General features: G+C 68.1%; 28 protein-coding genes. 17 read left to right on the plus strand and 11 right to left on the minus strand.

Annotated elements, in window-relative coordinates:
• The 3 genes from BL253_RS34240 to BL253_RS34250 all read left to right on the plus strand — a co-directional run.
• A partial coding sequence (locus BL253_RS34240; protein WP_131831649.1) for a PP2C family protein-serine/threonine phosphatase occupies window positions 1–459 on the plus strand: 459 nt, incomplete at its 5' end.
• Window positions 456–2,183: a sensor histidine kinase gene (locus tag BL253_RS34245; RefSeq protein ID WP_076821772.1), complete on the plus strand. Its 1,728-nt coding sequence runs from the start codon at window positions 456–458 to the stop codon at window positions 2,181–2,183. The genes BL253_RS34240 and BL253_RS34245, both read left to right, overlap by 4 nt.
• Window positions 2,180–2,632: a response regulator gene (locus BL253_RS34250; RefSeq protein ID WP_076821773.1), complete on the plus strand. Its 453-nt coding sequence runs from the start codon at window positions 2,180–2,182 to the stop codon at window positions 2,630–2,632. Before BL253_RS34245 ends, BL253_RS34250 begins: the two co-directional genes overlap by 4 nt.
• A gap of 30 nt (window positions 2,633–2,662) precedes the next feature.
• On the opposite strand, the gene BL253_RS34255 is transcribed toward BL253_RS34250, so the two are convergent.
• The 3 genes from BL253_RS34255 to BL253_RS34265 all read right to left on the minus strand — a co-directional run bounded on the left by BL253_RS34255 (window position 2,663) and on the right by BL253_RS34265 (window position 5,135).
• A complete protein-coding gene (locus tag BL253_RS34255; protein ID WP_076821775.1) occupies window positions 2,663–3,202 on the minus strand; it encodes a flavin reductase family protein in 540 nt (179 codons plus the stop codon).
• 298 nt (window positions 3,203–3,500) lie between these two features.
• A complete protein-coding gene (locus BL253_RS34260; RefSeq protein ID WP_076821777.1) occupies window positions 3,501–3,776 on the minus strand; it encodes a GlsB/YeaQ/YmgE family stress response membrane protein in 276 nt (91 codons plus the stop codon).
• A 411-nt stretch (window positions 3,777–4,187) separates the two neighbouring features.
• Window positions 4,188–5,135, minus strand: a complete 948-nt coding sequence (locus tag BL253_RS34265; RefSeq protein ID WP_076821819.1) for an oxidoreductase — start codon at window positions 5,133–5,135, stop codon at window positions 4,188–4,190.
• 424 nt (window positions 5,136–5,559) lie between these two features.
• Between BL253_RS34265 and BL253_RS34270 the strand changes: the two genes are divergently transcribed.
• The 4 genes from BL253_RS34270 to BL253_RS34285 all read left to right on the plus strand — a co-directional run bounded on the left by BL253_RS34270 (window position 5,560) and on the right by BL253_RS34285 (window position 11,024).
• A complete protein-coding gene (locus BL253_RS34270) occupies window positions 5,560–6,201 on the plus strand; it encodes a hypothetical protein (protein WP_076821821.1) in 642 nt (213 codons plus the stop codon).
• A 237-nt stretch (window positions 6,202–6,438) separates the two neighbouring features.
• Window positions 6,439–8,151 (plus strand): NAD(P)/FAD-dependent oxidoreductase, encoded by a 1,713-nt coding sequence (locus BL253_RS34275; protein ID WP_076821779.1) that lies wholly within the window; start codon window positions 6,439–6,441, stop codon window positions 8,149–8,151.
• Window positions 8,151–9,563: a sensor histidine kinase gene (locus BL253_RS44965; protein WP_076821780.1), complete on the plus strand. Its 1,413-nt coding sequence runs from the start codon at window positions 8,151–8,153 to the stop codon at window positions 9,561–9,563. The genes BL253_RS34275 and BL253_RS44965 overlap by 1 nt, the downstream gene beginning before the upstream one ends.
• A gap of 252 nt (window positions 9,564–9,815) precedes the next feature.
• Window positions 9,816–11,024, plus strand: coding sequence for an amidohydrolase family protein (locus BL253_RS34285; protein WP_076821782.1), 1,209 nt, complete (start codon window positions 9,816–9,818; stop codon window positions 11,022–11,024).
• An 82-nt stretch (window positions 11,025–11,106) separates the two neighbouring features.
• On the opposite strand, the gene BL253_RS34290 is transcribed toward BL253_RS34285, so the two are convergent.
• Both BL253_RS34290 and BL253_RS34295 read right to left on the minus strand, forming a co-directional pair.
• Entirely contained in the window at window positions 11,107–11,961 is an 855-nt protein-coding gene (locus BL253_RS34290; RefSeq protein ID WP_076821784.1) for a glycosyltransferase family protein, read from the minus strand.
• Between the two features lie 171 nt (window positions 11,962–12,132).
• A complete protein-coding gene (locus tag BL253_RS34295; RefSeq protein ID WP_076821786.1) occupies window positions 12,133–12,471 on the minus strand; it encodes a DMT family transporter in 339 nt (112 codons plus the stop codon).
• Window positions 12,472–12,602: 131 nt separating this feature from the next.
• Here BL253_RS34295 and BL253_RS34300 point away from each other — a divergent pair, with 131 nt between their 5' ends.
• Entirely contained in the window at window positions 12,603–13,154 is a 552-nt protein-coding gene (locus BL253_RS34300) for a TetR/AcrR family transcriptional regulator (RefSeq protein ID WP_241835396.1), read from the plus strand.
• Window positions 13,155–13,638: 484 nt separating this feature from the next.
• Here BL253_RS34300 and BL253_RS34305 read toward each other — a convergent pair whose 3' ends face one another.
• Window positions 13,639–13,830: a hypothetical protein gene (locus BL253_RS34305; protein ID WP_071054376.1), complete on the minus strand. Its 192-nt coding sequence runs from the start codon at window positions 13,828–13,830 to the stop codon at window positions 13,639–13,641.
• A gap of 381 nt (window positions 13,831–14,211) precedes the next feature.
• Between BL253_RS34305 and BL253_RS34310 the strand changes: the two genes are divergently transcribed.
• Window positions 14,212–14,610, plus strand: a complete 399-nt coding sequence (locus BL253_RS34310) for an SAM-dependent methyltransferase (RefSeq protein WP_476644132.1) — start codon at window positions 14,212–14,214, stop codon at window positions 14,608–14,610.
• Between the two features lie 54 nt (window positions 14,611–14,664).
• Here the strand turns inward: BL253_RS34310 and BL253_RS44970 are convergent, their stop codons facing one another.
• Window positions 14,665–14,832: a WD40 repeat domain-containing protein gene (locus tag BL253_RS44970; protein WP_274535295.1), complete on the minus strand. Its 168-nt coding sequence runs from the start codon at window positions 14,830–14,832 to the stop codon at window positions 14,665–14,667.
• Window positions 14,833–14,941: 109 nt separating this feature from the next.
• Here BL253_RS44970 and BL253_RS45620 point away from each other — a divergent pair, with 109 nt between their 5' ends.
• Window positions 14,942–15,937, plus strand: a complete 996-nt coding sequence (locus tag BL253_RS45620) for a DUF6602 domain-containing protein (protein WP_420801746.1) — start codon at window positions 14,942–14,944, stop codon at window positions 15,935–15,937.
• Between the two features lie 72 nt (window positions 15,938–16,009).
• On the opposite strand, the gene BL253_RS43130 is transcribed toward BL253_RS45620, so the two are convergent.
• Window positions 16,010–16,984 carry a hypothetical protein gene (locus BL253_RS43130; protein WP_076821793.1) on the minus strand — a complete coding sequence of 325 codons (975 nt, stop codon included), beginning with the start codon at window positions 16,982–16,984 and terminating at the stop codon, window positions 16,010–16,012.
• A 443-nt stretch (window positions 16,985–17,427) separates the two neighbouring features.
• Complete coding sequence (locus BL253_RS34330) at window positions 17,428–17,655, minus strand: MarR family transcriptional regulator (RefSeq protein ID WP_076821796.1); 228 nt, start codon at window positions 17,653–17,655, stop codon at window positions 17,428–17,430.
• 262 nt (window positions 17,656–17,917) lie between these two features.
• On the opposite strand from BL253_RS34330, the gene BL253_RS34335 reads away from it, so the two are divergent.
• Window positions 17,918–18,256 carry a hypothetical protein gene (locus BL253_RS34335; RefSeq protein ID WP_131831650.1) on the plus strand — a complete coding sequence of 113 codons (339 nt, stop codon included), beginning with the start codon at window positions 17,918–17,920 and terminating at the stop codon, window positions 18,254–18,256.
• Between the two features lie 157 nt (window positions 18,257–18,413).
• Here the strand turns inward: BL253_RS34335 and BL253_RS34340 are convergent, their stop codons facing one another.
• Window positions 18,414–19,592, minus strand: coding sequence for a helix-turn-helix domain-containing protein (locus BL253_RS34340; protein WP_076821798.1), 1,179 nt, complete (start codon window positions 19,590–19,592; stop codon window positions 18,414–18,416).
• Window positions 19,593–19,812: 220 nt separating this feature from the next.
• Here BL253_RS34340 and BL253_RS34345 point away from each other — a divergent pair, with 220 nt between their 5' ends.
• The 3 genes from BL253_RS34345 to BL253_RS34355 all read left to right on the plus strand — a co-directional run bounded on the left by BL253_RS34345 (window position 19,813) and on the right by BL253_RS34355 (window position 21,327).
• The gene (locus BL253_RS34345) at window positions 19,813–20,208 is read left to right on the plus strand and encodes a hypothetical protein (protein ID WP_076821799.1); all 396 of its coding nucleotides are present in this window, start codon (window positions 19,813–19,815) and stop codon (window positions 20,206–20,208) included.
• A 44-nt stretch (window positions 20,209–20,252) separates the two neighbouring features.
• Window positions 20,253–20,873 (plus strand): ATP-binding protein, encoded by a 621-nt coding sequence (locus BL253_RS34350; protein WP_274535297.1) that lies wholly within the window; start codon window positions 20,253–20,255, stop codon window positions 20,871–20,873.
• A gap of 229 nt (window positions 20,874–21,102) precedes the next feature.
• Window positions 21,103–21,327, plus strand: coding sequence for a hypothetical protein (locus tag BL253_RS34355; protein WP_076821803.1), 225 nt, complete (start codon window positions 21,103–21,105; stop codon window positions 21,325–21,327).
• 127 nt (window positions 21,328–21,454) lie between these two features.
• Here BL253_RS34355 and BL253_RS34360 read toward each other — a convergent pair whose 3' ends face one another.
• A complete protein-coding gene (locus tag BL253_RS34360) occupies window positions 21,455–21,976 on the minus strand; it encodes a hypothetical protein (RefSeq protein WP_131831651.1) in 522 nt (173 codons plus the stop codon).
• A 528-nt stretch (window positions 21,977–22,504) separates the two neighbouring features.
• Here BL253_RS34360 and BL253_RS34365 point away from each other — a divergent pair.
• Genes BL253_RS34365 through BL253_RS34375 form a run of 3 tightly spaced genes read left to right on the plus strand, consistent with a single transcriptional unit; the run spans window position 22,505 to window position 23,316 of the window.
• A complete protein-coding gene (locus BL253_RS34365; RefSeq protein WP_076821807.1) occupies window positions 22,505–22,702 on the plus strand; it encodes a hypothetical protein in 198 nt (65 codons plus the stop codon).
• A 59-nt stretch (window positions 22,703–22,761) separates the two neighbouring features.
• Window positions 22,762–22,941 (plus strand): hypothetical protein, encoded by a 180-nt coding sequence (locus tag BL253_RS34370; RefSeq protein ID WP_131831652.1) that lies wholly within the window; start codon window positions 22,762–22,764, stop codon window positions 22,939–22,941.
• Between the two features lie 39 nt (window positions 22,942–22,980).
• Entirely contained in the window at window positions 22,981–23,316 is a 336-nt protein-coding gene (locus BL253_RS34375) for a hypothetical protein (RefSeq protein ID WP_076821811.1), read from the plus strand.

A 23,316-nucleotide genomic window follows, 5' to 3' on the forward strand; every position in this document is an offset into this window, starting at 1 on the left:
ACCTACCTCCAGGACATCCTCGTCAGCGAACGCACCAACGACGAACTCTTCGCCACCGTCTGCACCCTCGCCGTCGCCCCCGACCGCGCCTCCCTCGGCATGCGCCTGGCCGGACACCCACCCCCCGCACTCCTCCACCCACACCTCACCGCACTCCCCGACCACGAGGTCGGCCCCGCCCTCGGCGTCCTCGACCACGTCACCAGCAACCAGGTCACCGTCCCCCTACCACCCGGCTGGGAACTCCTCCTGGCCACCGACGGCCTCCTCGAAGGACGCGACGGCCCCACCGGCGAACGACTCGGCTGGGACGGCGTCCTCACCGAAATCGCCACCATCAACCCACCACCCGGCGACGACACCCTCCCCGACGTCCTCATCGACCACATCGAACGACGCAACGGCGGACCACTCACCGACGACGTCGCCCTGCTGCTCCTGAGAGGGCCGACACCATGACTGAGGCAGCCGGCACGGCGATCACGAGTCCCCCGCCGACGGACGCTCCCACACCGGTCCCGGACGGGCCCGGCCGAGACGGCCCCGGCCAGGACAGGCCCGGCCGAAGCGGGCGGCTCAGAGCGAAGGCGCGCGCGTGGCCGCTGCGGCGCAGGCTGGCGGCGGCGCTCACCGTGGCGTCCATCGTCCTGCTGGCCGGTGTCGGCCTCATCACGACCAGCCTGGTCCAGCTGGAACGGTCGATCCACGAACGGACCGACCTCGTCTCGCCGGCCAGGACCCGGTCCGCCCAGCTGATCACCAGCCTGGTCGACCAGGAGACCGGCCTGCGCGGCTACCTCCTCGACGGCAGCGCCACCTCCCTCGAGCCGTACGACGACGGCCGCCGGGACCAGGACAGCCACCTGGCCCGGCTCGACCAGCTCGTCGGCGGCCGGCCCGGCCTCGCCGATGACCTCGGCGCGCTGCGCGCACGGGTCGCCGACTGGCACCGGCAGTACGCCGACCCGGTGGCGGCGGCGGCCCAGCGCGACGACCTGGCCGCCGCCCGCTCCATCGATCCGGTGAACATCGGCAAGCCGGCGTTCGACGCGATCCGGGTCGCGGCCGACCACCTCGACGCCGACCTGACCGTCCGGGCGACGGCTGCCCGGGACCGGGTATCGGCCACGATGCGCCAGCTCGTCGCGATCATGATCATCATCGGGGTCGCCCTCGCGGCGATGATGACCGGCATCGGCCGCGCGCTGCGGGTCTGGGTCACCGGGCCGTTGGAGCGGATCGGGCAGGACGCCCGCACCGTCGCCGGCGGGAAGCTCGACCACACGGTGGCCAGGATCGGGCCGCCGGACGTCGCCGAGCTGGCCGATCACGTCGAGAACATGCGGCTGCAGCTCGTCCATGAGCTGGGCACGGTCTGGGAGGCGGCGGCCAAGCTGGAGGAGCAGGCCGACGCGCTGCGCCGATCCAACCGAGACCTGGAGCAGTTCGCCTACGTCGCCTCCCACGACCTGCAGGAACCGCTGCGCAAGGTCGCCAGCTTCTGCCAGCTGCTGGAACGGCGGTACGGCGACCAGCTCGACGATCGCGGCCAGCAGTACATCGACTTCGCGGTCGACGGAGCGAAGCGGATGCAGAAGCTCATCAACGACCTGCTGGCGTTCTCCCGGGTCGGGCGGACCACCGAGGCGTTCGTGCAGGTCAACCTCGGCGAGGTGCTGACCAGGGCCAAGCTGGCGCTGGCCACGTCGATCGAGGCGACCGAGGCCGAGGTCACCTCCGACGAGCTGCCCACCGTCACCGGTGACCCGACGCTGCTCGCGGCCGTGTTCCAGAACCTGATCGGCAACGCGATCAAGTTCCAGGGGCCGGAGAAGCCCCGGATCCACATCGGCGTCACCGAACGGGACGACGCCTGGGAGCTGTCCTGCTCCGACAACGGCATCGGCATCGAGACCGACTACGCCGAAAAAATCTTCGTCATCTTTCAGCGCCTGCACCGGCGGGAAACCTACGAGGGAACCGGCATCGGCCTGGCGCTCGTCCGAAAGATCATCGAGTTCCACGGTGGGACGATCTGGTTGGATACGGATAGGGGAGATGCGGGTAGGGACTCCGGCACGACGTTCCGCTGGACTCTTCCCAGGAGTGAGGCGGGCGTCTCCACCCCGCAGATCACGGATGCCATCGCACCCCTGGTCGCCGCACATGAAGGAGCAGCGTGACGAACCCGCTTCCCGAGCCCGCCGTGCCCATCGAGGTGCTCCTCGTCGAGGACGATCCCGGCGACGTGCTCATGACCCGGGAGGCGTTCGCGGACTACAAGGTCAAGAACAACCTCCACGTCGTCGGCAACGGCGTGGAGGCGCTGGACTTCCTGCGCKGTGAGGGTGAGTACACCAACAGGCCCCGGCCCGACCTGATCCTGCTCGACCTGAACCTGCCGCTCAAGGACGGCCGCCAGGTGCTCGCCGAGGTCAAGTCGGACGACAAGCTGCGGCGCATCCCGGTGGTCGTGCTGACCACGTCCGAGGCGGAGGAGGACGTGCTGCGCAGCTACGACCTGCACGCCAACGCCTACATCACCAAGCCCGTCGACTTCGACCGGTTCGTCGACGTCGTCCGGCACATCGACGACTTCTTCGTCAGCGTGGTCCGCCTCCCCGGCCACTGACCACAGACCACTGGTCAGCCGGTCAGTCAGTCAGCCGGCGGTCGGGCCGGCGGCCCGCTCGGTCGGCGGCGCCGGGCGCTCGGTGTTGCCGTGGCCGGGCTCGATGTCCAGCGCCTGGGACAGGCGCAGCGGGGCGAACGGGCCGTTCAGTGAGGCGGCGACGGGCTCCAGGGTGAAGCACACGTGGTCTCCGCCGTCATCCAGGGCGCACAGCCGCCTGGCCACCAGCCGGTTGGGAAGGTCGGTCAGCAGGGGTGCATCCCCTGGGCCGGACAGCACCGACCGCCCGGCGAACTTGTCGGTCTCGTCACCGGTGAGCGATCCGAAAGCCTCGGCCGTCGCGTGGTCCTCGGCGGCGAGGAAATGCAGCCCGAAATGCGTCGCGCGCAGCGCTACCCGGTAGGTGTGGTTCGCCTTCGACAGCCACACGCAATACCGGGGCGGAGTGATGCTCGACTGGGCGTGGAAGCCGACCAGGCAGCCGGCACGTTCCCCTTCGGCGGCGGCGGTCACGACGATCATCGCCGAGTTCGTGCTTTTCGCCAGGGCGCCCAGCTCATCGTCGGCCATCGATCTCCCTCCCTACCCCGGCGATGCCGGGTCCTGTCAGGCCACGTCAAGTCCTACCAGATCCGCCGCTCAAAGCGCCTTTCCGTGGCCCGTCGAGCCACCGGAAGCCGCGGCCGCGGCCGGACTTTCTCAGCCCATTGGCGCCGGCATGGCGACGGGCGGCCGGCGCATCGCAGAGGATGCGCCGGCCGCCCGTGTCAGGTGGACACAGCCGCGAGCGGGGGCCTGACCAGGTCCGAGCGCCCAGCGGTCGGTGTCCTTCCTTCGCCAGTTGAGGCCCGTTACCGCGAGAGCGCTGTTACCGCAGAACTCGACGGTGGCTGGCGGCCCGGTAGATCACCAGAGCGAGAATCGCACCGATGATGGACCCGATGATGCCGGACGGCTGCAGGGCGCCCTCGCCCAGGTCCTTGCCGAAGAGAAGGTATCCCAGGAATCCGCCGATAAACGAGCCGACGATACCGAGGAGAATGGTCGCCCCAATACCCATGGGGTCGCGGCCGGGCACGAGAACGCGTGCGACCGCACCGGCGATGAGACCGAGCACGATCCAGGCGATGATGGTCCAGAGCACTGTTTCCTCCAGGTGGACGGAGTGTTTTCGACGATCACCCGTCGTGTGTTGGGAGCTTTACCCCGCCCACCACGCGGCTCAAACAAAGCAGTTTGCGGATGTCTTCATCTGGGCTGGTCAGGCGCGTCTTCCGATGTACACGGGCACTCCCGTCGCTACCAGAAGGAATCGTGAAGTCACCCCCTGTAGTCATTTCAGGGCGGGCGGACGCCCCGGGGAACCACGTTTCGGGCCCGGATTCAGAGAACTGGCGGACAGCTCACGACAGCTCATGCGACGGTCGTAGGCACCGCGGAGAGCGCGGAGAGGGATGCGGCATTGGGCCCCGATGGTCGCGTCACGACAGAACCACCGCGGGACCCGCGGGACGGAYGGACGTGCGGAATGCGGCTCGGTGAGGGAACTACYGCGTCAGATCGGGTAGGTCACGCCGGTCAGCCGCTCCGAGTGCTCCCACAGGCGCGCCGCGGCCTCGGCATCGCGCGACGCGGCGTTGGAGGTGACCAGGACGGGGCGTCCGGTCATTTTCAGCAGCCCGGACGGACCGTAGTACTGGCCGCCCTCCGCCGCCGGGTGCACCGCCGCGCGCATGATCGGCAGGGAGCCCTTGTGCGCGGAGTGCACGATCGGGTTGGGGACGCGGTCGATCACCTGCTTGACCTTCCGCCTCGCCGGGCTGTCGCCGCCGAACCCCCCGGCGTCGGTGTTCGCGCCGCCCGGATGYGCGGCGAGGGACCGGGCCGGCGCGCCCGCCTTCTCCAGCCGGCGCTGCAGCTCGTAGGAGAAGAGCAGGTTCGCGAGCTTCGACCGGCCATAGCCGCGCAGCGGTTTGTAGCCCCGCGTGAAGGCGAGGTCGTCGAAGTCGATCTTCCCCATCCGGTGCCCGTTGCTGCCGACCGTCACGATCCGGCCCGCGTCGGCGGCCAGGACGGCGTTCAGCACGAGCCCGGTGAAGGCGAAGTGGCCGAGGTGGTTGATCCCGAAGTGCTGCTCGAAGCCGTCCTCCGTCTGCCCATAGGGCAGCATGATCACGCCGGCGTTGTTGATGAGCAGGTCGATGACGGGACGCTCGGCCACCAGCGCGTCCGTGGCCTTGCGCACCGAGGCGAGCGAGTTGAGGTCCATCTCCAGCGTGGAGACGTCCCCCTCGGGGGCGACGGCCCGGATGCGGTCCACAGCGTCCCGCGCCTTGGCCGGGTTGCGGCACGCCAGCACGACCGTCGCGCCCCGCGCGGCGAGCACCTTGGCCGCCTCGAAACCGATCCCCGAGTTCGCGCCCGTGATGACGGCCGTTCTCCCGGTCAGGTCAGGAACGTCGTCCGCGTTCCAGCGTCGCCGCCGCCCCGACGCTGCCACCATGACGGCCTCCACGTTCGATGAGAAGGTCCGCGGGCTGTCCGCCACGCTCGCCAACCGACGCCCGCGGGCCGCACCCAAGCGCCGAGCTGATCCAGCAGACGCCGCACGCGGACAAGCCGACGCGAGACCGGGCCAGTGGAACAGTAGGCCGCTTCCGTGACGAGGCGGACATTCAACACAACTATAGGGCGCGGCCGTCGCGCCGCAAGCAGGCCGGCGACGGCCGCGGCCGAGGCGCCCGCGTCGCGAGAAGCCCAAGCGTGCCAGGACGTCGAGACACGTCGGTCGGTCGGCCCTGGCGACCCGGGCGGAGGGGTCGAGGCCCCGGCCGAGCCTGGCCACGGGCTTGTGACGCCCGACTCGCTCCATTAAGTTAGGCAAACCTAATATCAAGGAAGCCTTACTGGAGGTCATGGTGGAGCGGATGACGGGTCTTCCCGATGGCGGTGCCGTCCCGCACCACGCCGAGCTTGTGGCGGCCGCGCGGGCGCTGACCGCGGCCGCGGACTACGGCAGCCTCGCGCTCTGGGGCGGCCGGGTCGCCCACGGGCTGCGCTTCACCAGTCGCCGCCTCGATGGCACGCCGATCCCGGGCGCACCCGTCAAACAGACCGTCACGGAGACGGACACGGGATCCGTGGACCGGCGGGAGGACCCCTCGCCGGCCGAGCACGCGACCGGCGTCGAGCAGATCGCCGACCTGTACGCCGGCTGGCCGACGGGCGCGGCCCATCGTCTGCTCATGCTCGCGCCTGGCGCGATCGGCCAGCTGCTCGAAGCGGACGACCAGGCCTGCCGCTTCCAGTTCTGCGGCCTCGGCGGCCCGGTGACCGAGCAGGCCCGCTGGGTCTCGGTCGCCTTCGGCGGCTGGGTCGCCGCAGTGCCGGCGGCGGACGCGGCCCCCCTCACCAGCCACTTCGCCGAGCGGCACCCCACCGGTGACCTGTTCGACCTCGGCGGGCAGTGGGCGATGCTCGAGATCGACGTGGTCGAGGCCTTCGTCCGGACCGGGTACGGCCGCGTGCGCCTCGACACCGATGACGCACGTTCGCTGCTCGCCCCCTGAGCGGAACACCGAGGCGGCCGAAACGGCAGGTCACGCTCGCCGTAAATGGGCACCTGCCGACCGCCCCAGCCGGTAGTTTTGCTGCCGACGGTCCCCTTCCTGCCGGGATGTCGTGACGGGCGCCCGAGCCACCGTGGCACGGCGCGGCAGGGACCCTGGCGGGGGCTGTCGCGCACTGAACCTCCGCCATGCCCGGGACATCCCTCGCGGGCCGCAGACCGCTGACTGGGTGATCTCATGGGCAAGCCGACCATCCTGACCGTGGACGACGATCTCGAGGTCTCCGCGGCGATCGGTCGGGACCTGCGCGATCAGTACGGAGGCGAGTACCGCGTAGTCGTCGCGACGTCGGGCGAGCAGGCACTGACGGTCCTGACACGGCTCGCTCTTCGTGAGCAGCGCGTGGCGTTGATAGTCGCCGACCAGCGGATGCCCGGGATGACGGGGATCGCGCTGCTGGAGCAGGCCCGTCACCACGCCCCGGGCGCGAAGAGCCTGCTGTTGACCGCGTACGCGGACACCGACGTCGCGATCAAAGCGATCAACGACATCGGGCTCGACTACTACCTGCTCAAGCCCTGGGACCCGCCGCGGGAACGGCTGTTCCCCATCGTGGATGACCTTCTCACCGACTGGCGCCGGGCCAATCCCGACGAGACCGGGGACGTGCGGGTCGTCGGCCATCGTTGGTCGAGCGGCAGCCACGAGGTGAAGACATTCCTGGCCCGCAACCACGTCCCGTACCGGTGGTACGACATCGAACGGGACGCCGAGGCACAGCGCCTGCTCGACCTCGCCGGCGGGGCCGCCGGGGCCGGCGGGGCCGCCGGGGCCGCCGGGGCCGCCGGGGCCGCCGGGGCCACGGAGGGTCTGCCCCTGGTCCTCGTTCCGGACGGCGACCCGCTGCGCGCGCCGTCCACGCTCGACCTCGCCCGATCACTGCGGCTGCGCACCGACGCTCATCAGCCCCTGTACGACGTGTGCATCATCGGCGGGGGGCCGGCGGGTCTGGCGGCGGCCGTGTACGCCGCGTCGGAGGGTCTGAGCGCCGTCATCGTCGAACGAGAGGCGCCCGGCGGCCAGGCCGGGCAGAGCGCGGCGATCGAGAACTACCTCGGCTTCCCGAAGGGCCTGACCGGTTCCGACCTGGCGCATCGCGCCGTGGCCCAGGTCTCGCGCTTCGGCGCCGAGATGGTGCTCGCGCGCGGCGTCGCCGGCATCGAGACGCGTGGACCGGTGCACGCCGCCCTGCTGGACGGCGGTGGCGAGATCGAGGCGCAGGCCGTGATCGTGGCGACCGGGGTCTCCTACCGGCGGCTGGACGCGCCCGGTCTCGCGGAGCTCACCGGCCGTGGCGTGTACTACGGAGCGACGGCCAGCGACGCCCCGCAGTGCCAGGGCGAGGACGTCGTCATCGTCGGCGCCGCGAACTCGGCCGGCCAGGCCGCGCTGAACTTCGCCCGCTATGCCAGCCGAGTCGTCCTCGTGGTCCGCGGTCCCTCACTGGAGGCCACGATGTCGAGCTATCTGATCGCGAGAATCGTCTCCGCCCCGAACATCGAGGTGCGCGTCCGCAGCGAGGTCGTCGCCGCGCAGGGCGACACGCACCTGGAGTCGCTGACCATCGCCGACCGTGTCTCCGGCGCCGAGGACAAGCTCGCATCGAACTGGCTCTTCGTGTTCATCGGGGCCTCGCCGCGCACCGACTGGCTCGGCGAGGCGGTGGCCCGGGACGGCCAGGGCTTCGTCGTCACCGGTCAGGACCTGATGGCGCCGGCGTTCGCGGGCCGGTGGCCCCACGCCCGGGCGCCGTTCGCGCTGGAGACCAGCCTTCCCGGCGTCTTCGCCGCCGGCGACGTGCGGCTCGAGTCCATGAAACGGGTCGCGTCGGCCGTCGGCGACGGCGCGATGGCCATCAACGTGATCCACCGATACCTGGGCCTGGGCTGATGCTGGTCACCGAACTGCGCGGTCTGCGCATCCTGGAGGGCCTGACCGACACGCAGCTCGGGCAGCTGCTCGAAGCGGGCACCGAGGTACGGACGACCCCGGGCATGGAACTGTTCCGCCACGGCGAGCACGCCGACTTCTGGTGGGTTCTGGTCGACGGCTCCATCGACCTGGTCCGGCTCACGGGCCGCGAGGAGTCCGTGATCGGGAGGATGAACGAGCCCGGTCGGTGGGCCGGCGGCTTCCGGGCCTGGGACGAACACGGCGTGTACCTCGCCACCGGTCGCGCGGCCACCGCCGGCCGGGTGTTCCGGGTGCCGTCGGCGGAGCTCCRCCGGCTTTGCGACGCCTGGTTCCCGCTGGGCGCGCATCTCATCCAGGGCCTGTTCGGGACGGCGCGCACCATCGAGTCGACGGTCCGCCAGCGCGACGCGCTCGTCACGCTGGGCACGCTCGCCGCCGGCCTCGCCCACGAGATCAACAACCCGGCCGCGGCGGCGGTGCGCGCCACGCAGGCGCTGCGGACCGTCTGCGAGACGCTGCTGTCGACGCTGCGCCAGCTGGCCGCCGAGGACATATCGGCCGGCCAGTTCCTTCAGCTGGACACGTTGCGGCGTGCGGTCGTGCCGCTGCCCGCGCCTGTCGACCCGCTGGATCTCTCGGACCGGCAGGAGGCCCTGTCGTCGTGGCTGGCGAGCCGCGGGGTTGAGCAGGAGTGGACCGTCGCATCGGCGCTGGCCGCCGCGGGCGCGGACACCGACTGGTGCGAACAGGTCGAGGACGCCCTCGACGACGCCCCCGTCGCGCCGGCGTTCGCATGGGTCGCGAGCACCTTCGACGCGCCCCGCCTACTGACGGAGATCGGGGAGTCGACGCGGCGGATCTCCGAGCTGGTCGGCGCCGTGCGGTCGTACTCGCACATGGACCAGGCGTCGATGCAGCACGTTGACGTGACCCAGGGCCTGGAAAGCACGCTGATGATGCTCCAGCACAAACTCACCCCGGCGGTACGGGTGCGGCGCGAGTACGGGGCCGACGTTCCCAGCATCGACGCCTACGCCGGCGAGCTGAACCAGGTGTGGACCAACCTCATCGACAACGCGATCGACGCGATGGACGGCGCCGGGACGCTCCGTCTGTCCACCCGGCGCGACGGCGACGGCGTGATCGTCGAGATCGGCGACGACGGCCCCGGAATGCCGCCGGCGGTGGCGGCACGCGCGTTCGAGGCCTTCTTCACCACCAAGGACGTCGGCAAGGGCACCGGGCTCGGGCTCGACATCGCCCGGCGCATCGTGACCGAACGTCACGGCGGCATGATCGACATCGACTCGCGGCCCGGCGACACCGTGATACGGGTCCGCCTCCCGCTCGGTCCGCTGACCGCCGGCGACAGCCGAACGGCCCCCTGATCCGAACCCCCCCGGTCTGAGGCCGCCGGGGTCAGACCCTCGGAGCGCCAGGCGCCTCCGGGGCTCGGCGCGATCTTCCGCGCGCTTCGGCGGCCCTACACCGTTCGCCCGCCGCCGCGCCTCCCGCACGGCCTCGGACCCTGCCGCCCGTTCGAGGCGGCCCCTCGCGACGCGAGTGCGACTAGGATCGTAGAGAGTAAACGCTCGCGAACAACTGCGCCGAAGGCGACCGGCGAGAACCAGGAGCACACGATGCCGAGGCCGAACTGGCAGCTGCTTCCAGACCCCGAGCCGCAGGAACGCAGTTACTCGATCGTCTCGGTGGACGATCATCTCACCGAACCCGCCGACGTCTTCGTCAAGCGCTTCCCGGAGAAGCTCCGCCCCTGGGCGCCTCAGGTGATCACGACGCCGGACGGGTCGGAGGCCTGGCTCTACCGCGACCGCCTCTATCGCGACAACGGGATGAGCGTCGTAGCCGGGCGCCCGAAGTCCGAGTGGACGCTCGACCCGCTGAACTTCAGCGAGATGCGCCGGGCCGCGTGGGACGTCCACGCGCGGGTGAAGGACATGGATCTCGACGGCATCTGGGCGTCGCTGTGCTTCCCCTCCGGGGCATGGGGCTTCACCGGCCGCGTGCTGTCGATGAACAACGACGAGGAGGTCGGGCTCGCCGCGGTCCGGGCGTGGAACAGCTGGCTGCTCGAGGAATGGCACGGCGCATACCCGGAGCGCTTCATCCCGATGCAGCTGCCCTGGTTCAAGGACCCGAAGGTCGCCGCCGACGAGATCCGGCGCAACGCCGAGCTCGGCTTCACGTCGGTGTCGTTCCTTGAGTCACCGCACCTGCTCAAGCTCCCACCGATCACCAACCACAAGCACTGGGAGCCGTTCTTCAAGGCCTGCGAGGAGACCGACACGGTCATCTCGCTGCACTGCGGCGCGAGCGGCTTCGTCCTGCAGGGCTCGCCCGGTGGCGGCCTGAACGTGCAGACGTCGCTCTTCCCCGCGGGCGCGTTCTGCGCCGCCGTCGACTGGGTGTGGGCGGGCATCCCGGCGCTGTACCCGAACCTCAAGATCGCGCTGAGCGAGGGCGGCATCGGCTGGGTGCCGATGGCGATCAACCGCCTCGACTACGTGCTCGCGCACTCCGGCAGCGGCGGCTCGCCGTGGACACATGACGTGACACCGAGCGAGGCGCTGCGCCGGAACTTCTACTTCTGCATGCTCGACGACCCCGGCACGCTCGACCAACGCCACATGATCGGCGTCGACCACATCCTGTTCGAGACGGACTTCCCGCACGCCGACTCGACCTGGCCGGGCTCGCAGGACCTCCTGCGCAAGCGCTTCGCCGACATCCCACGGCACGAGGCCGTGATGATCGCCGGCGGCAACGCCGCCAGGCTGTTCCGCCAGCCCCTCCCCCAGGGCGACAGCTGGCCGACGCTCGTCCCGTAAGCCCGTAAGCCCGTAGGGGGGCCGCAAGGCCTGCGCTCCGCCGCCGTCCCCACAGGAACGCGGAGACGGCGGCGGAGGCGTCTCAGCGCTTGACGAGCAGGTGCGGAGGCGGAGGGCCGTAGCGCCCGCGGAGGAAGTCCACGAGCCCTCTCAGGCGTCCTTCAAGGTTCCAGTAGGGGCCGCGCCGGGCCGGGACGACCATGCCCGAGGCGAGGTGCCACAGCGCGACGCAGAAGCGGATGAACGCGTGGTAGCGGCCGGAGTGCTCCCGCACGAGCAGCAGGGTGTTGCGAAGCTGCAGGTAGTCGATGGCCGCGGAGGTCGAGCCGACCCACGGGTTCTTGACCATCGCGCCGCGCACGAGCCCGGACTCCCACCCGGCGTCCCTCGCCCGTAGCGCGAGGTCCGCCTCCTCGCAGTACGCGAAGTAGCGCTCGTCGAAGATGCCGATCTCGTCGAGGCACGCGCGCCGGGCCAACATCAGCGTGCCGTGTGGGTGGCCGACCGGTTGCCAGCCCTCGTCGACGCTCCCGGGCACCAGGATCCCGCCGAAGTACGGGTCGATGACCGGCGTCATCCCGTCGCCGACGTCGGCGCACGCCAGCCCCGCTCGTGGCCGCCGCGCCAGCACGCCCAGCATGTGGCTCAGGCAGGTGGACTCGGGCAGGGCGTCGTGCGGCGCGAGCACCACCCACTCCCCCGCGTTCTCGTCGGCGAGGAACGCACGGTAGCCGACGTTGGCCGCGGGTCCGAACCCGAGGTTGCTGCCGGCCAGCACGACCGCGACATCAGCGGCCTCGACCGGCGGCATTGCCACTGATCCGTTGTCGACGACCGTGATCCTGACAGGGACGTCTTGCGCACGGAACGCGTCGATCGTGTCGACGAGACGCTCCGGCTGGTCGCGGTGGACGAGGATGACCGATAGAGGCTGCACGGACCAGTGCTACATCAGTGGGCTGACAACGGGCGAAACCGGGGCCGGCAATGCCGTGGATCGCGTCGGGCCATCGCGTCGGCCATCGCCATCGTCATCGTCATCGCTGGCCGTTCCGCTCTGGCGTCGGCCGACGGATCCACCTCGGCGCACGCAGGGCTCAGGCGGCGCTCAGGCGGCGGATCCCGAGGCGCCGACCAGGTTCAGGCCGATCACTCCGGCGATGATCAGCGCGAGCGAGACGGCCTTCGCCCAGGACATCGCCTCGCCGAGGAAGAACACCCCGACGACGGCCACCGCCGCGGTGCCGATGCCCGCCCAGATCGCGTAGGTCACCGACACCGACATCGTCCGGACCACGAGGGCAAGCAGCCAGATGGAAAGGCCGTAGCCGAGCAGCACGACCGCGGACCACAACGGGTCCTTGAAGCCGTCCGCTCGGGGAAGMAGGGCGGAGGCCGCGACCTCGCTGCCGATCGCGGCGATGAGCAGGGCAAAGGCTGCGTACATGACATGCCTCCGGATGTAGCGAACGCTACAAGTGTAGCAGTCGCTACATCCGGATGTAGCGACTGCTACACCCCTACTATGTGGGCCTCATGGGGCGCCGAGAGGACCTRCTCGACCAGGTAACCGACCATGTGTTCGAGCATGGGCTCATCGGCCTGACGCTCCGCCCCGTCGCCGCGGCGATCGGCACCAGCGATCGGATGCTCATCTACCACTTCGGCAACCGTGACGAGCTTGTCGCGGCTGTCGTCACGCGCGCGGAGGACAGGGCGGTCGCCGCCGTCGACGCGCTTCCCGGGGCCGCCGGAGTGCGCGCGGGCGTCAACGCCCTGTGGGCGGCCCTCCAGCGGGATCCGCTCCATCGGTGCACGGACATCTACGTGCAGGCCGCGGCAACCGGGCTGATCGGCCAGGAGCGCTTCGCCACCATCGTCAGGGAGGCGAACGAGCGATGGGTGCGGGCTCTGGGGGACTATCTCGTCCGCTGCGGAGCCTCGCCGGAGGCGGTCGGCCGTATCGTCCGGCTCGTCGACTCCAGCCTGTACGGATTCCACCTTGATCTGAGCACCGACCGGCCCGATGAGCTCGCCGAGGGCGTCGATGACCTCGCGGCCGCCGCCCAGGCCATCGCCAACGGATGGGACCTGGCGGCCCTTGGCCACGCGAAGGGCGCTACGCGCTGATCAACAATGCGCGGCGCACCGATGGATCAGGAACTGGCCGGAGCCTGGCCTAGGGCCGGCGGGGCCGAGTCCGGCGGCGGCGGGGATCGACGGCGGGACGACGGGGCTCCACGGCTGGGGAGCCTTCCGCGACGGGCGCGCCGAGGCCGGCCGCTCCGACGGTGGTCGAGGTGACCGTGGCCGGCTTGGCGCTGGGCTCTTCGGCACTGGCCGAATCGGCATCCGCTGGCCCGAAGTCGGGCGTCTGGAAGAGCCCGGTCGTCAGCGGCCGCGCACCGCGCGGCGGGACGACGAGCGCTGGTTCGAGCGCGGAGAAGAGAGAGCTCGTGGTCGTGTCGATGGGGCGGTCTCGCTTTCAGGACGTGGCGGTCGAACGGAACGACCGGCAGGACGCCGCCCGGGACGCGGACGAAGCCGTCCGCGGCCTTGACGGAGCTGGGCGACCTCGGGTTCCGAAGATCGAGGTCGCTCGGCGTCGTAGGCGTCAGAGATGGGACATCTTGCTGAAGGGGCTCGGGATGCGGACCTGCCGGGATCCGAAATCGACGAGTACGGCGATCTCCTCCTCGACACGGATGACCCGGCCGAGGCCGTACGTGTCGTGGATGACCCGGTCCCCGAGGGCGAACTGTTCGCACCGTGGAGTGACCGGCGCCTTGAAGGGGCTGGTGGGCAAGTGGCGCTTCGGTGCCGCAGGCCTTGTCATTGGTTCCAGTATGCGCCTGCCGAGCCAGTCAGGTGGTTCATAGCGTCGGTCAGATGGTTCGGTTGGGGTCGGAGGTCCGTGCCAGGGGCCGCGGAGTGCCTGTCGGGGCGAGGCGCTGGACGCGCTAGCCCCGTGTCGGGCGCTGGGCGCCCTCCCCGCGTGGTACTGGGCACAGGCGTATGACGGTGGTCGGGCCGAGACCGGGGTGGAACGTTGTGTGTCGCGAAGTAGCGTCGCTTAGAGCGGGCGGATGACTCCGTCGGCGGACATCCTGCCGATATGGTCGGCATGCCCCACTTGCCACCGCGGTCGCCGGGACCGTCCGGGGCCTGGCTCTCGACTGGCGGAACGATGACAAGCTGGGATTTCACGTCCGCGGCACCCGACGACGCGCCGCGTGATCAGCCCGCGGATCTGCGGACCGATCAGCCGACGCCGGCGCGCATGTACGACTACTTCCTCGGTGGCAAGGACAACTTCGAGGTCGACCGGGCGGCCGCCGCCAAGGTCGACGCCGCGCTCGGCCGGACCGTGACCCACGACGTCGTCTGGGAGAACCGCCGGTTCCTGCAGCGGGCGACCCGGTGGCTCGCTGGTGCGGGCATCGACCAGTTCCTCGACATCGGTACCGGGCTGCCCACTCAGGGGAACGTCCACGAGATCGCCAAGCAGGTCATCACCGCGCCRCACGTGGTCTACGTCGACAACGACCGTTTCAAGTCGGGTTGTACACACGCCCGAAACGGATAAAATATGCTGACTCGGGCGGAGCCGTGCGCATCCAGCCATGGATGACGGCTGAGATCAGGTGATCGCCCACAGCCGGACTGTCTGATCGTCCGAGGTGGTGGCGAGCAGGGCGCCGTCCAGGGAGAACGCTACCCACCACACCGGGCCGRTGTGGCCGGCGAGGGAGACGGGGCCTTGGCGGGCTGAGGCGTGGGGMCGAGGCGTTCTGTCGCACCCGATCACTAAGCTTCGGACTGTGTGACGCCACCAACTTTTGAAACGATCGGGGAAATAAATGCGGGAGAACGGTCGAGACGTCGTCCCTCATGACCTTCAAGTATTTCTCGACCAAATGTCCGACGACATAGCCAGTGAGTATGCGCGAATACAAAATCGGGTTAAAGAGGACCCGGGCACGGCTGGCGACCAAGGCGAAGAAAGCTGGGCGCAACTTCTCCGTAGCTGGCTTCCCGCGAACTACCACGTCGTAACCAAGGGACGGCTAATAAATTCTAAAGGGGAGATGAGTCGCCAGCTTGACATTCTGGTACTCTCGCCGTCCTATCCGTTGGGCCTGATCGGCAAGAAGGTTTATCTAGCCGCTGGCGTTGCTGCCGCGTTTGAATGCAAGATCACCCTTCGCCGTTCCCACCTAAGGTCATTCTTTGAGACCAGTAAGCTCCTGCATGACATGACAGCCATTGCACCAGGTGAGCAGATCTACTACGGAATGCTCGCACATTCGCACGCATGGCCCGAGAAGAGGAGGCCCGCCGCGGMCTCGATTGAGGAGGCAATCATTGAGTTTGATAATCTCGCTACGCAAGTTCCCGATCAAATGCCGGGAATCGTCTGCGTCGCAGATGTGGGCACGTGGCATTCCATCATTGCCACCATAGGACCGAAACTTGTAACTGGAGAACCGTGCTACGCGGCTGGTCGGACAGTCGCCTTCTATGTCGGACCTAATAGCAAGATGACTGCTGTCGAACTTGACCGCCAGCGCAAGGATGCTATCGGCGTCATGGTCACGGCGCTATTGTCTAGGTTGGCACGCGACGACGCAACACTTACGCCACTGTCCAAATATTTCAGGCGGRCACTTCCAGGCCCGCAGGCTAGTATCGGCGGGAGCCGCGAGTGGCTACCAAACTGCCGCGAAAGTATAGATCGCTTGCGCATACGGCTGGCAAACGGGGAGAACCTCATTTGCCTAGCACAACAAAAAGGGGGACCCGCCGTAGCGGGTCCCCCTGATCGGGAGTGCGCTTGTGGCGCACCTCCTCCTCCCGGGTACGAGGTGGTAGCGCTCGGCGGCGCCCAACAGGGAACCGATCAAACCCTGTAGCTCACTCCCCACGGCCAGATGTCGAGGCTGGCCACGGCCCAAGCTAGATCACGCGAACTTGACGAACACTCCTTATTGGCAAATCTTTTCAAAACCACCTTGAACCGGCGAGTAGTAACATGAAGGATTCTCATAACCAAGAGGAGTGACGCGATGCTTGCCGAGATCTATAGAAAATGGTGAGCCATCGACGAAGATCTGTACGGATGCACTCCAGGTAACAAAGTGATCTCTCGGAAAAAAGACCAGATAGATTGTCGCGGTATCCCCGGATTTTAGGCTAATTTGTGGAACTGCGACATCCTCGTGATCCTGCATGTAGGTGACCTTTGGGGGTGTCGCGTCTAGATCAACATTGACCAAAATTTCCGAATCCGCACCACCTGCGCAACCAAAATGGAAGCCTTTGAGTGGCTCACCCTTCTCAAGATAAGCTATATTCACTCGGCCATAGTTGATTACTACATCACTTTTTGCGGTAATGTTGAGGGCGAACTTATTTGTATCGCCGGGTGCGATTTTATCGGAGCGCCAGAATTGATCGTCGCCTACCTGGGAGCACAAATCGGCGAGTTTCGAGACGTCGGCTACCGCATTTTGGGCTACGTAATAGGATGACGAGTAGACATCCAAACTTGCCTTCAGGCGGCTATTGTCGATGAGTACCCCGCCCCCTGGGGGTGCGGTGACGGACGTAGCCTTTGCGTCCGAAGGATTTATAGTGGCGAGAGTGTTCGCCGTAGATTGAGGACCACCGGGGTTCCCGCCGCCACCGATTAGAACCCCTACGATGGCAAATACACCGGCTATCACTGCGGAAAGTACGCCGGCTATAATTTGTTCTGAACGGCTAAGGTTCCTTAGTAGGCCACTGGGCGCACCGCCACCGGGCGCACCGCCACCGGGCGCACCGCCACCGGGCGCACCGCCACCGGGCGCACCGCCACCGGGCGCACCGCCACCGGGCGCACCGCCACCGGGCGCACCGCCACCGGGCGCACCGCCACCGGGCGCACCGCCACCGGGCGCACCGCCACCACTCGCCATTTTGCCCCCGTTTGAAGCCCTATATCGCGTTGATTGCTGCTATTCGGTGATCGCTCTACTGGCCAGATCCATTTTGGCCTACCGCCTTTCGACTGGATGCAGGTTGGCTCGCCAGGTGCGCAGGTTTCTGTTCTGGCAAGCACGATGTGCCAGATGACCTGGCGATCACGTCTTTGGCTCATCATCCAAGCCATCCGGGCTGGCCGCTAGCAGTTACAAGCGATCTACATGCGCAGGTCCGGGCATCTCCTGTGCTGCGAGGCAGCGCACGACAGACTGATCTCCCGGCGACCTCTCCGCCCTCCCGACCCTTCGCTGTCGCGACTCTTCGTGGGCGCGCTCGACCTCCTCCGCGTCGGCCATCAGGGGCATGACCCGGTCATGCTCCCGCGACGGCCAGCGACGCGGCCTGACCGACATGACGGGAGCCCGCTGGGTGCGGTTTAGCTGTCGTCGTTCGGTGGGCGGGGGTTGAGGCTTCGTCCGCGGCCGGGCCGGTCACGCATCCATGCCTGGAAGGTCGACAAGCGCCAGCGTGGCCGGTCGGGTACTGAGTCGTCGTCGGGGGGCGGCATCCGTCCCTGGGAGCGGTAACCGCGCAGCGTGCTCGGGAGGATGCCAGCGATCTTGGCCATGTCGGCGTACCCGAGCAAGGGGTCTTCGTCGGTCACGGCGTGATCTTACGGAACGCCGAATGATGCATCGCACGGATGTATCATTGGAGTGTTGGCGGTCGTTGGCGGGTGCTGGAACACCCGCCAACGACCTTGATCACACGCCTGTGTCGAGACAGGAGGGTGACCCATGCCCAGTATCCCGCCCGATGACCTACCCACGTGGCCTGAGCGCCGGTGGAACCCGGTAGAGCTGGCGACGCCCGGCGGCGGGCTGTACGAGCTAACTGTCCGGTCGSGCGCCACGACGCGCGACCTTGTGACGCTGGCGAACGCGATCCCCCCGGCGGTGTACCTGCGCTACCGCGTCGGCTCGCCATCGGCCACGGACGTGGTGCTCGTCTTCCGGGAGAACCCAGCCGGCGCGGAAGCGCCCACACGGCCGCCGGCTGGTTGGGCGCCGAGCACGGACGGCGTACCGGACCGTGGCCTGACGCCTCATCAGATGGCCATGTACGAACTCATCATGGCGGCGCCCGACGCGGCTACGGGTACCCGCATTCTTGATCTGGTTACCCGTGCGGATCCCGCCGGTGTGGTCGCCTTGGGGCGAATGCTGGACGCGGCGCGCCACGGCCGCTGTATCTGTCACGACTGACCAGACGCGCTAGACGGCTCCATCTAGCGGCCGGTAACCCTGACCAGGGTTACCGGCCGCCGCCGTCTGCGCTTGCAGGGTGCTCGCATCTGCAAGCGTTTCTACGCACCCACCGGGACGCCCGCCAGGAACGTGGACCACTCCGACGCGGTGAACGTCAGGGCCGGATGTGCATCTCGGCGGCCAGGGCGGCGAGCCCGCTGGTACGCGCCCGTTTGGTGCTCACGATGTCGAGAAGGTCACGAACCTGCCTGCGGGYGGAGCGCTGTTGTACCAGCCAGTCAGATGACGTGCCGTGAACACCTTTGATCGTGTCCAGGGCTCCCGCGTATTCCCCGGTGGCTATTTGGGCTTCCGATACGTTGAGTAGATGCCTTAGGTACTGCTCACCCTGAATCACGGGTATACCGTTCCGGGCAAGCGTTAGCGCCCGTTCGTGGTCTCCCACCATGACGGCGTTCTCTATGGTGGCGGTCGCGAGCCTGTGAGGCCCGAAGCTCATCCAGTAAACTCCGTGCCGCTGGAGGTCAGACCCCATTCGTTCGGACGCCAATCGGGCTAGGGCTAGATGCTCGTCCGCCCGTTCCGGTTTGTTGTTCCTGGCCGCGCCAGTGGATGCGCGGACAAGGGCCCTACCCCACGCGGCCAGCTCGTCCGGATTTGACCGGCCGAATTTCGGCTCTATCTCCTCGGCCACGTGCAGCGACATGGATTCGACGTCATCGAAACGCGCTTGTCGTACGAATATCCACGCCAGCGAATCGATCGCAGATGAGTAAAGGACCTTGTCTCCGATGGTCTCGGTGATTCCCACGGCCCGACGGATGGCTTCTCCGGCAAGAYCTTCATGTCGGAGATGCGTAAGTACCTGACAGGCCAGGATATAGAGCGTCGCCAGGTCGCTCTGTTCRCCGTCAGAATGCTCGCCGCGCGAGAGAAGGTCCGGCAAGATCGCGAGCAGTGGACTGATTTTCGACCGGCTATAAAGGCGGACGCAGTCAACAACGGCCTGCCGGAGTTCTACATCGGACATGGGCGTGACGCTCGGCGCGGGATACGCGGGTACCAGGACACGGCGCATGGCGAGCAAGCTGGCAGCGTCCCCGTTGTCGTCAGGGTCCAGCTCGACACCGTTACCGAGCAAATCAGACGTCTGGACGTCTAGCGCCCGCGCGAGAGCGTGAAGAGTCGAGATTCGTGCGCCCGTGCGGATCTTGGTCTCTAGCTTCTTGATCGTGTCGAGGTGGACCCCGGACCGCTCAGCTAGCTCGTCCTGGGTCATCCCACGGCGGTGCCGTATCTGCTTGATCCGGTCGCCTATGTCCATGTCCGGCATATCCGCACCTTCCGACACACCCAGCGTACCGACCCCCGCGCATGGTGGACGTGGTGTCCACGCTGCGAGATGCGCGCGGACGACAGGGGATCACAGGTGGCGCTAGAACGCCTTCTACCAGCGACGCAGTGGGGGCACGCTTGGCCAGGCATCCGGGCTAGGTAGGCGCGATCCCTCCCGGTTCGGGTGCCTGCTACGTGCCGGGGCGAGCAGGGGCGGAATGATGATCCWGAGATTTGATCATGACACCGGGGCGGAGATCGAAACGCCGTTCGTCTATCCGGGTGAGCTGCCCCCGGTGGAGATTGCCCATGCGGTTCTGGCCGTCTGCGAGCGCGTCACGCGGGTGCGGGTCTGGGAAGACGGGAAGAGCCCCGTCTCTGATCTACCGTCGGCGGACGTGGTCCGCACTCGATCGGGCGAGCCGGTGCTTGTGGACGAGGACACCCGCGAGGCGCGTGAGGTGCTGAACGAGTGGCTGGCGGACGCGACGTGCGGCGCGCTTGACGGCCTGACGGCCGACGATGCCGGGCCAGTGTCGCGGGCTGTCGTGCTCCCTCGCGCGGTTGCTGCCGCTGAGCGGAAGCCGGAGTTCGGCTTCCAACCTCCGGTGTGAGCGGCGTCCGCGCGGCCGTCGCTCCGGCCGTTACCCGGCTGCCCGTGACGCCAGCCGCCGTTCCGGTCGTGCGCGCCCGGACCGTTCAGACCCTCAGGCAGTGGTCCATCGACCCGGACGCGATCTCCACGGCGGAGCTGGTCGTCTCGGAGCTGGTGACCAACGCCGTACGGGCGAGCCAACCGGGTGACGAGTTCATCGCCGTACGGCTGTCCGCGAGGAATGATCTAGTCGCGGTGGAGGTCTGGAGTCGGCCGGACGCTACCGAACTACACGCGCGGCACCCGTGCGAGGAGAGCGAGAGTGGCCGGGGGTTGGCGATCGTTGAGGCGGTCGCGACGCGGTGGRACGCCTACAGGGCGGAGTCCGGCGGGGTGGTCGTGTGGGCGCAGTTCCCGGGCTCGGTCGTCGCGGAGCCTGGAGCCTTCAGCGACGCCATGGTGCTACCCACGCGGGAGGTACAGCCCGTGCCTGAAGTTGTCCCCGCCCCGGCGCGTCTGCCTGGCTCGCCGGTGATCGAGTACAGCACCGATCCGGTGATCGTCGCGCGGGTCGCCGAGCGGCTGCGCGCGCTGCACCCGTGGCATGAACGCCCGGCCACCTACCTTGACGAGAGCGCGTTGACGGCGATGATCGGGACCGCTCATGGTCAGAATCCTGTCTGAGCTGCCGGCGATTCTTCGGTGGCACATCAGCGACCCTCCGGCGAAGTCCGATATCCCCATTCCGCCGCGCACCGAGCACGACAGGCAGCGCGCTCTTTCCGCGCGGGACGCTGCCCGTGCGGCGGGTGAGTCGGTTCCGAGCGCGCCCAAGCCGGGCGAGCCTGGCTACTGGGTTTGGTTCCGTAGCCTGCCGCTTGAGGCTCGTGTCCTCGTGTCTAGGGGCTGAGCGATGGCCATAGGAACGGGTGGGGAGGATCTGGCGCGCGAGCGGATCGCGGGCGATGCGGATCGGTTGCCGGAGGGTCAGCGCCTGTTGGCGCATTTCATGATCACCGAGCAGTACCAGAAGCGACAGCGCGCGCTTCCGTCCGGAGTGAGCCCGGACGACGAGAGCGAGGATGAATCGCCGTTCGCGGATATCTCCATTGGAGACGGCGGCGCGTGGGAAGCCTGACGTCGGGGACTGTTGCGCGTGGGGTCGTGGGACGTGCTTGCTTCAGCGAGCGGTAGCAAGTGTCTCGGATGTAGTGGCGGGGCGGGAGTGTTGCCGCTTGCGTTTGCAAGCACCCTGCAAGCGCTGGTTAGAGCTGTGGTGGTGTGCGTCGGTGGGTCCGGGGGCCTCGCGGTCGGGCACAGGTGAGGCCCTCCGCGCGCATGGTCTGGTTGGCCATGGTGCGGAGGGCCTCATGTATGCCCGAGGGGGCGACCCGCCGGAAGCTGCGTAGGGATGGCGGGCGGCGGGTGGGTGCGTAGGCGGCGGGGAGGGTGGCGTCGGGGTCGGTGCGCTCGGCGACTGCGAGCACGAGTTCGATGATCACATCCTCTTCGTAGGCGCGCGCGAAGCGGTCGATGCTGATGCCGTAGCGCTTCGCGATCAGGGCTCGGCGGCTCGTGAGGGTGGTCCGTGGCTTCCCTTCGAGCGCGAGAAGCGTGYGGGCCGCGTACTGGGCGTCATCGGGCAGGGAGTCGACCGCGTCGACAAGCTTGGCGTGCGCGTCGCGGGCGGCGGTGGGGGCGCGCCGTCCGGCGAGGCTGACGACGAGGGCCGGGGCTCGGCGCGCCAGCTGCGTCGGGCTGGCCTCCCCAAGCCTGATCAAGCTCACGAGTTCGTCAACGACCCGGGGACTGACGGACAAGATCGGGATCATGGCTGGTTGCCGCGTCTCCTGGGCTAGTGGGTGTGGTGCTGGCCGCGTGTGCGGCTGATCTGCATCGTCGCTCATCGCTTGCGCTCTGTGAAGCCTGTTTTGCGTCCGTGGATGCAGTTTGCCTGTGTTTGCCTGCGCTGGCCGCCTAGCGACGTCGGAACGCCGAGTCGTACCAAGTCGGCGCCGAGTGGGCGCCGAGTCCGTGGCGGTCCGCGTCCGCGCCGAGCGGGTACCGAGTCCGCACCGAGTCCGTACCGGGCGGGTGYCGGTTACCGGGTAGGCGCCGTGTCCGCGCCGAGGTAGCCCCGAAAGGGCACCGCTTTCTTTTCATATTCACGCCGAAATGACGCCGTGAATTCGCCGAGCTTTTTCCCGTGACTTTTCCTGGCGAGTTGGGGAAAGTGGTCGTGGCGACGCCGACCGGGAAGCCCCGCGGCCGACGCCAAACCCGTTTCTTCTCTCTTCGCATGTCGGGAGTTTGCTATGCCTCGGTACGTGTACCGGCCGTCTCTGCTGGGACGGATTTTCCGCTGGTCCGCGGTGGTCTCCGCGCTGTATCTGTTCCTGCTGTTCCTGTCGTATCTCGCCAGCCACGCCCTCACGGCCGTTGGCCCGTTCTTCGTCGTCGCCGGGCTGGTCTATGGCGCGGTTTTCGTGGTGCGCCGGGGGCGGGATCGGTGAGGCTCGCCATCGGGCTAGAACCGTTCTTCGCGGTGCCCACGGCCGCGTGGTGCCCGGGAATGGTACTGCTGTTCTCGGACGTCGTGTGGTGGCTGCTGGAAACCGTCTTGATTCTCGGCATCTCCTGGTCCCGCATCAGGGCGCGCCGGGCCGGTGCGGCCGTGTGGCTCGCCGTGGTGTGGCTTCTGGTGTCCGCCGCGCGGTTCACACCGCAGGTTATCGCCCTGACCACCCGCTAACTCCCATCCCTGCTTTTCTGTCTCTTTGAAAGGGCAGTCATGTCATTCACGCACGACGAGCGCCCGGCCGCCGACCTTGGGCCGCTGACCTTGGCTGATCTGGAGTTGCGGTCCGAGAAGGCCCACGACGATCACATGGCGACCTACGCGGCCACCGAGGTTCTACACCAAGCGTTCATGTCCATGCCAGCCTACGACGAGGAAGCCCACGCCGTCGTGGACGCGGCGTTCCTCCTTATCCGCGAGTACCGCGAGAAGACCCACGCGCAATGGCGCGGAGCCTACCGCGAGTGGGCCACGGCCGCCGGAGTCGAAATCCCGGCACACATGACCGACACCGCCACATCGCCCGACGACACCGAGGGTGAGGTTTAG

The organism is Pseudofrankia asymbiotica, assembly GCF_001983105.1.
Lineage (GTDB): Bacteria > Actinomycetota > Actinomycetes > Frankiales > Frankiaceae > Pseudofrankia > Pseudofrankia asymbiotica.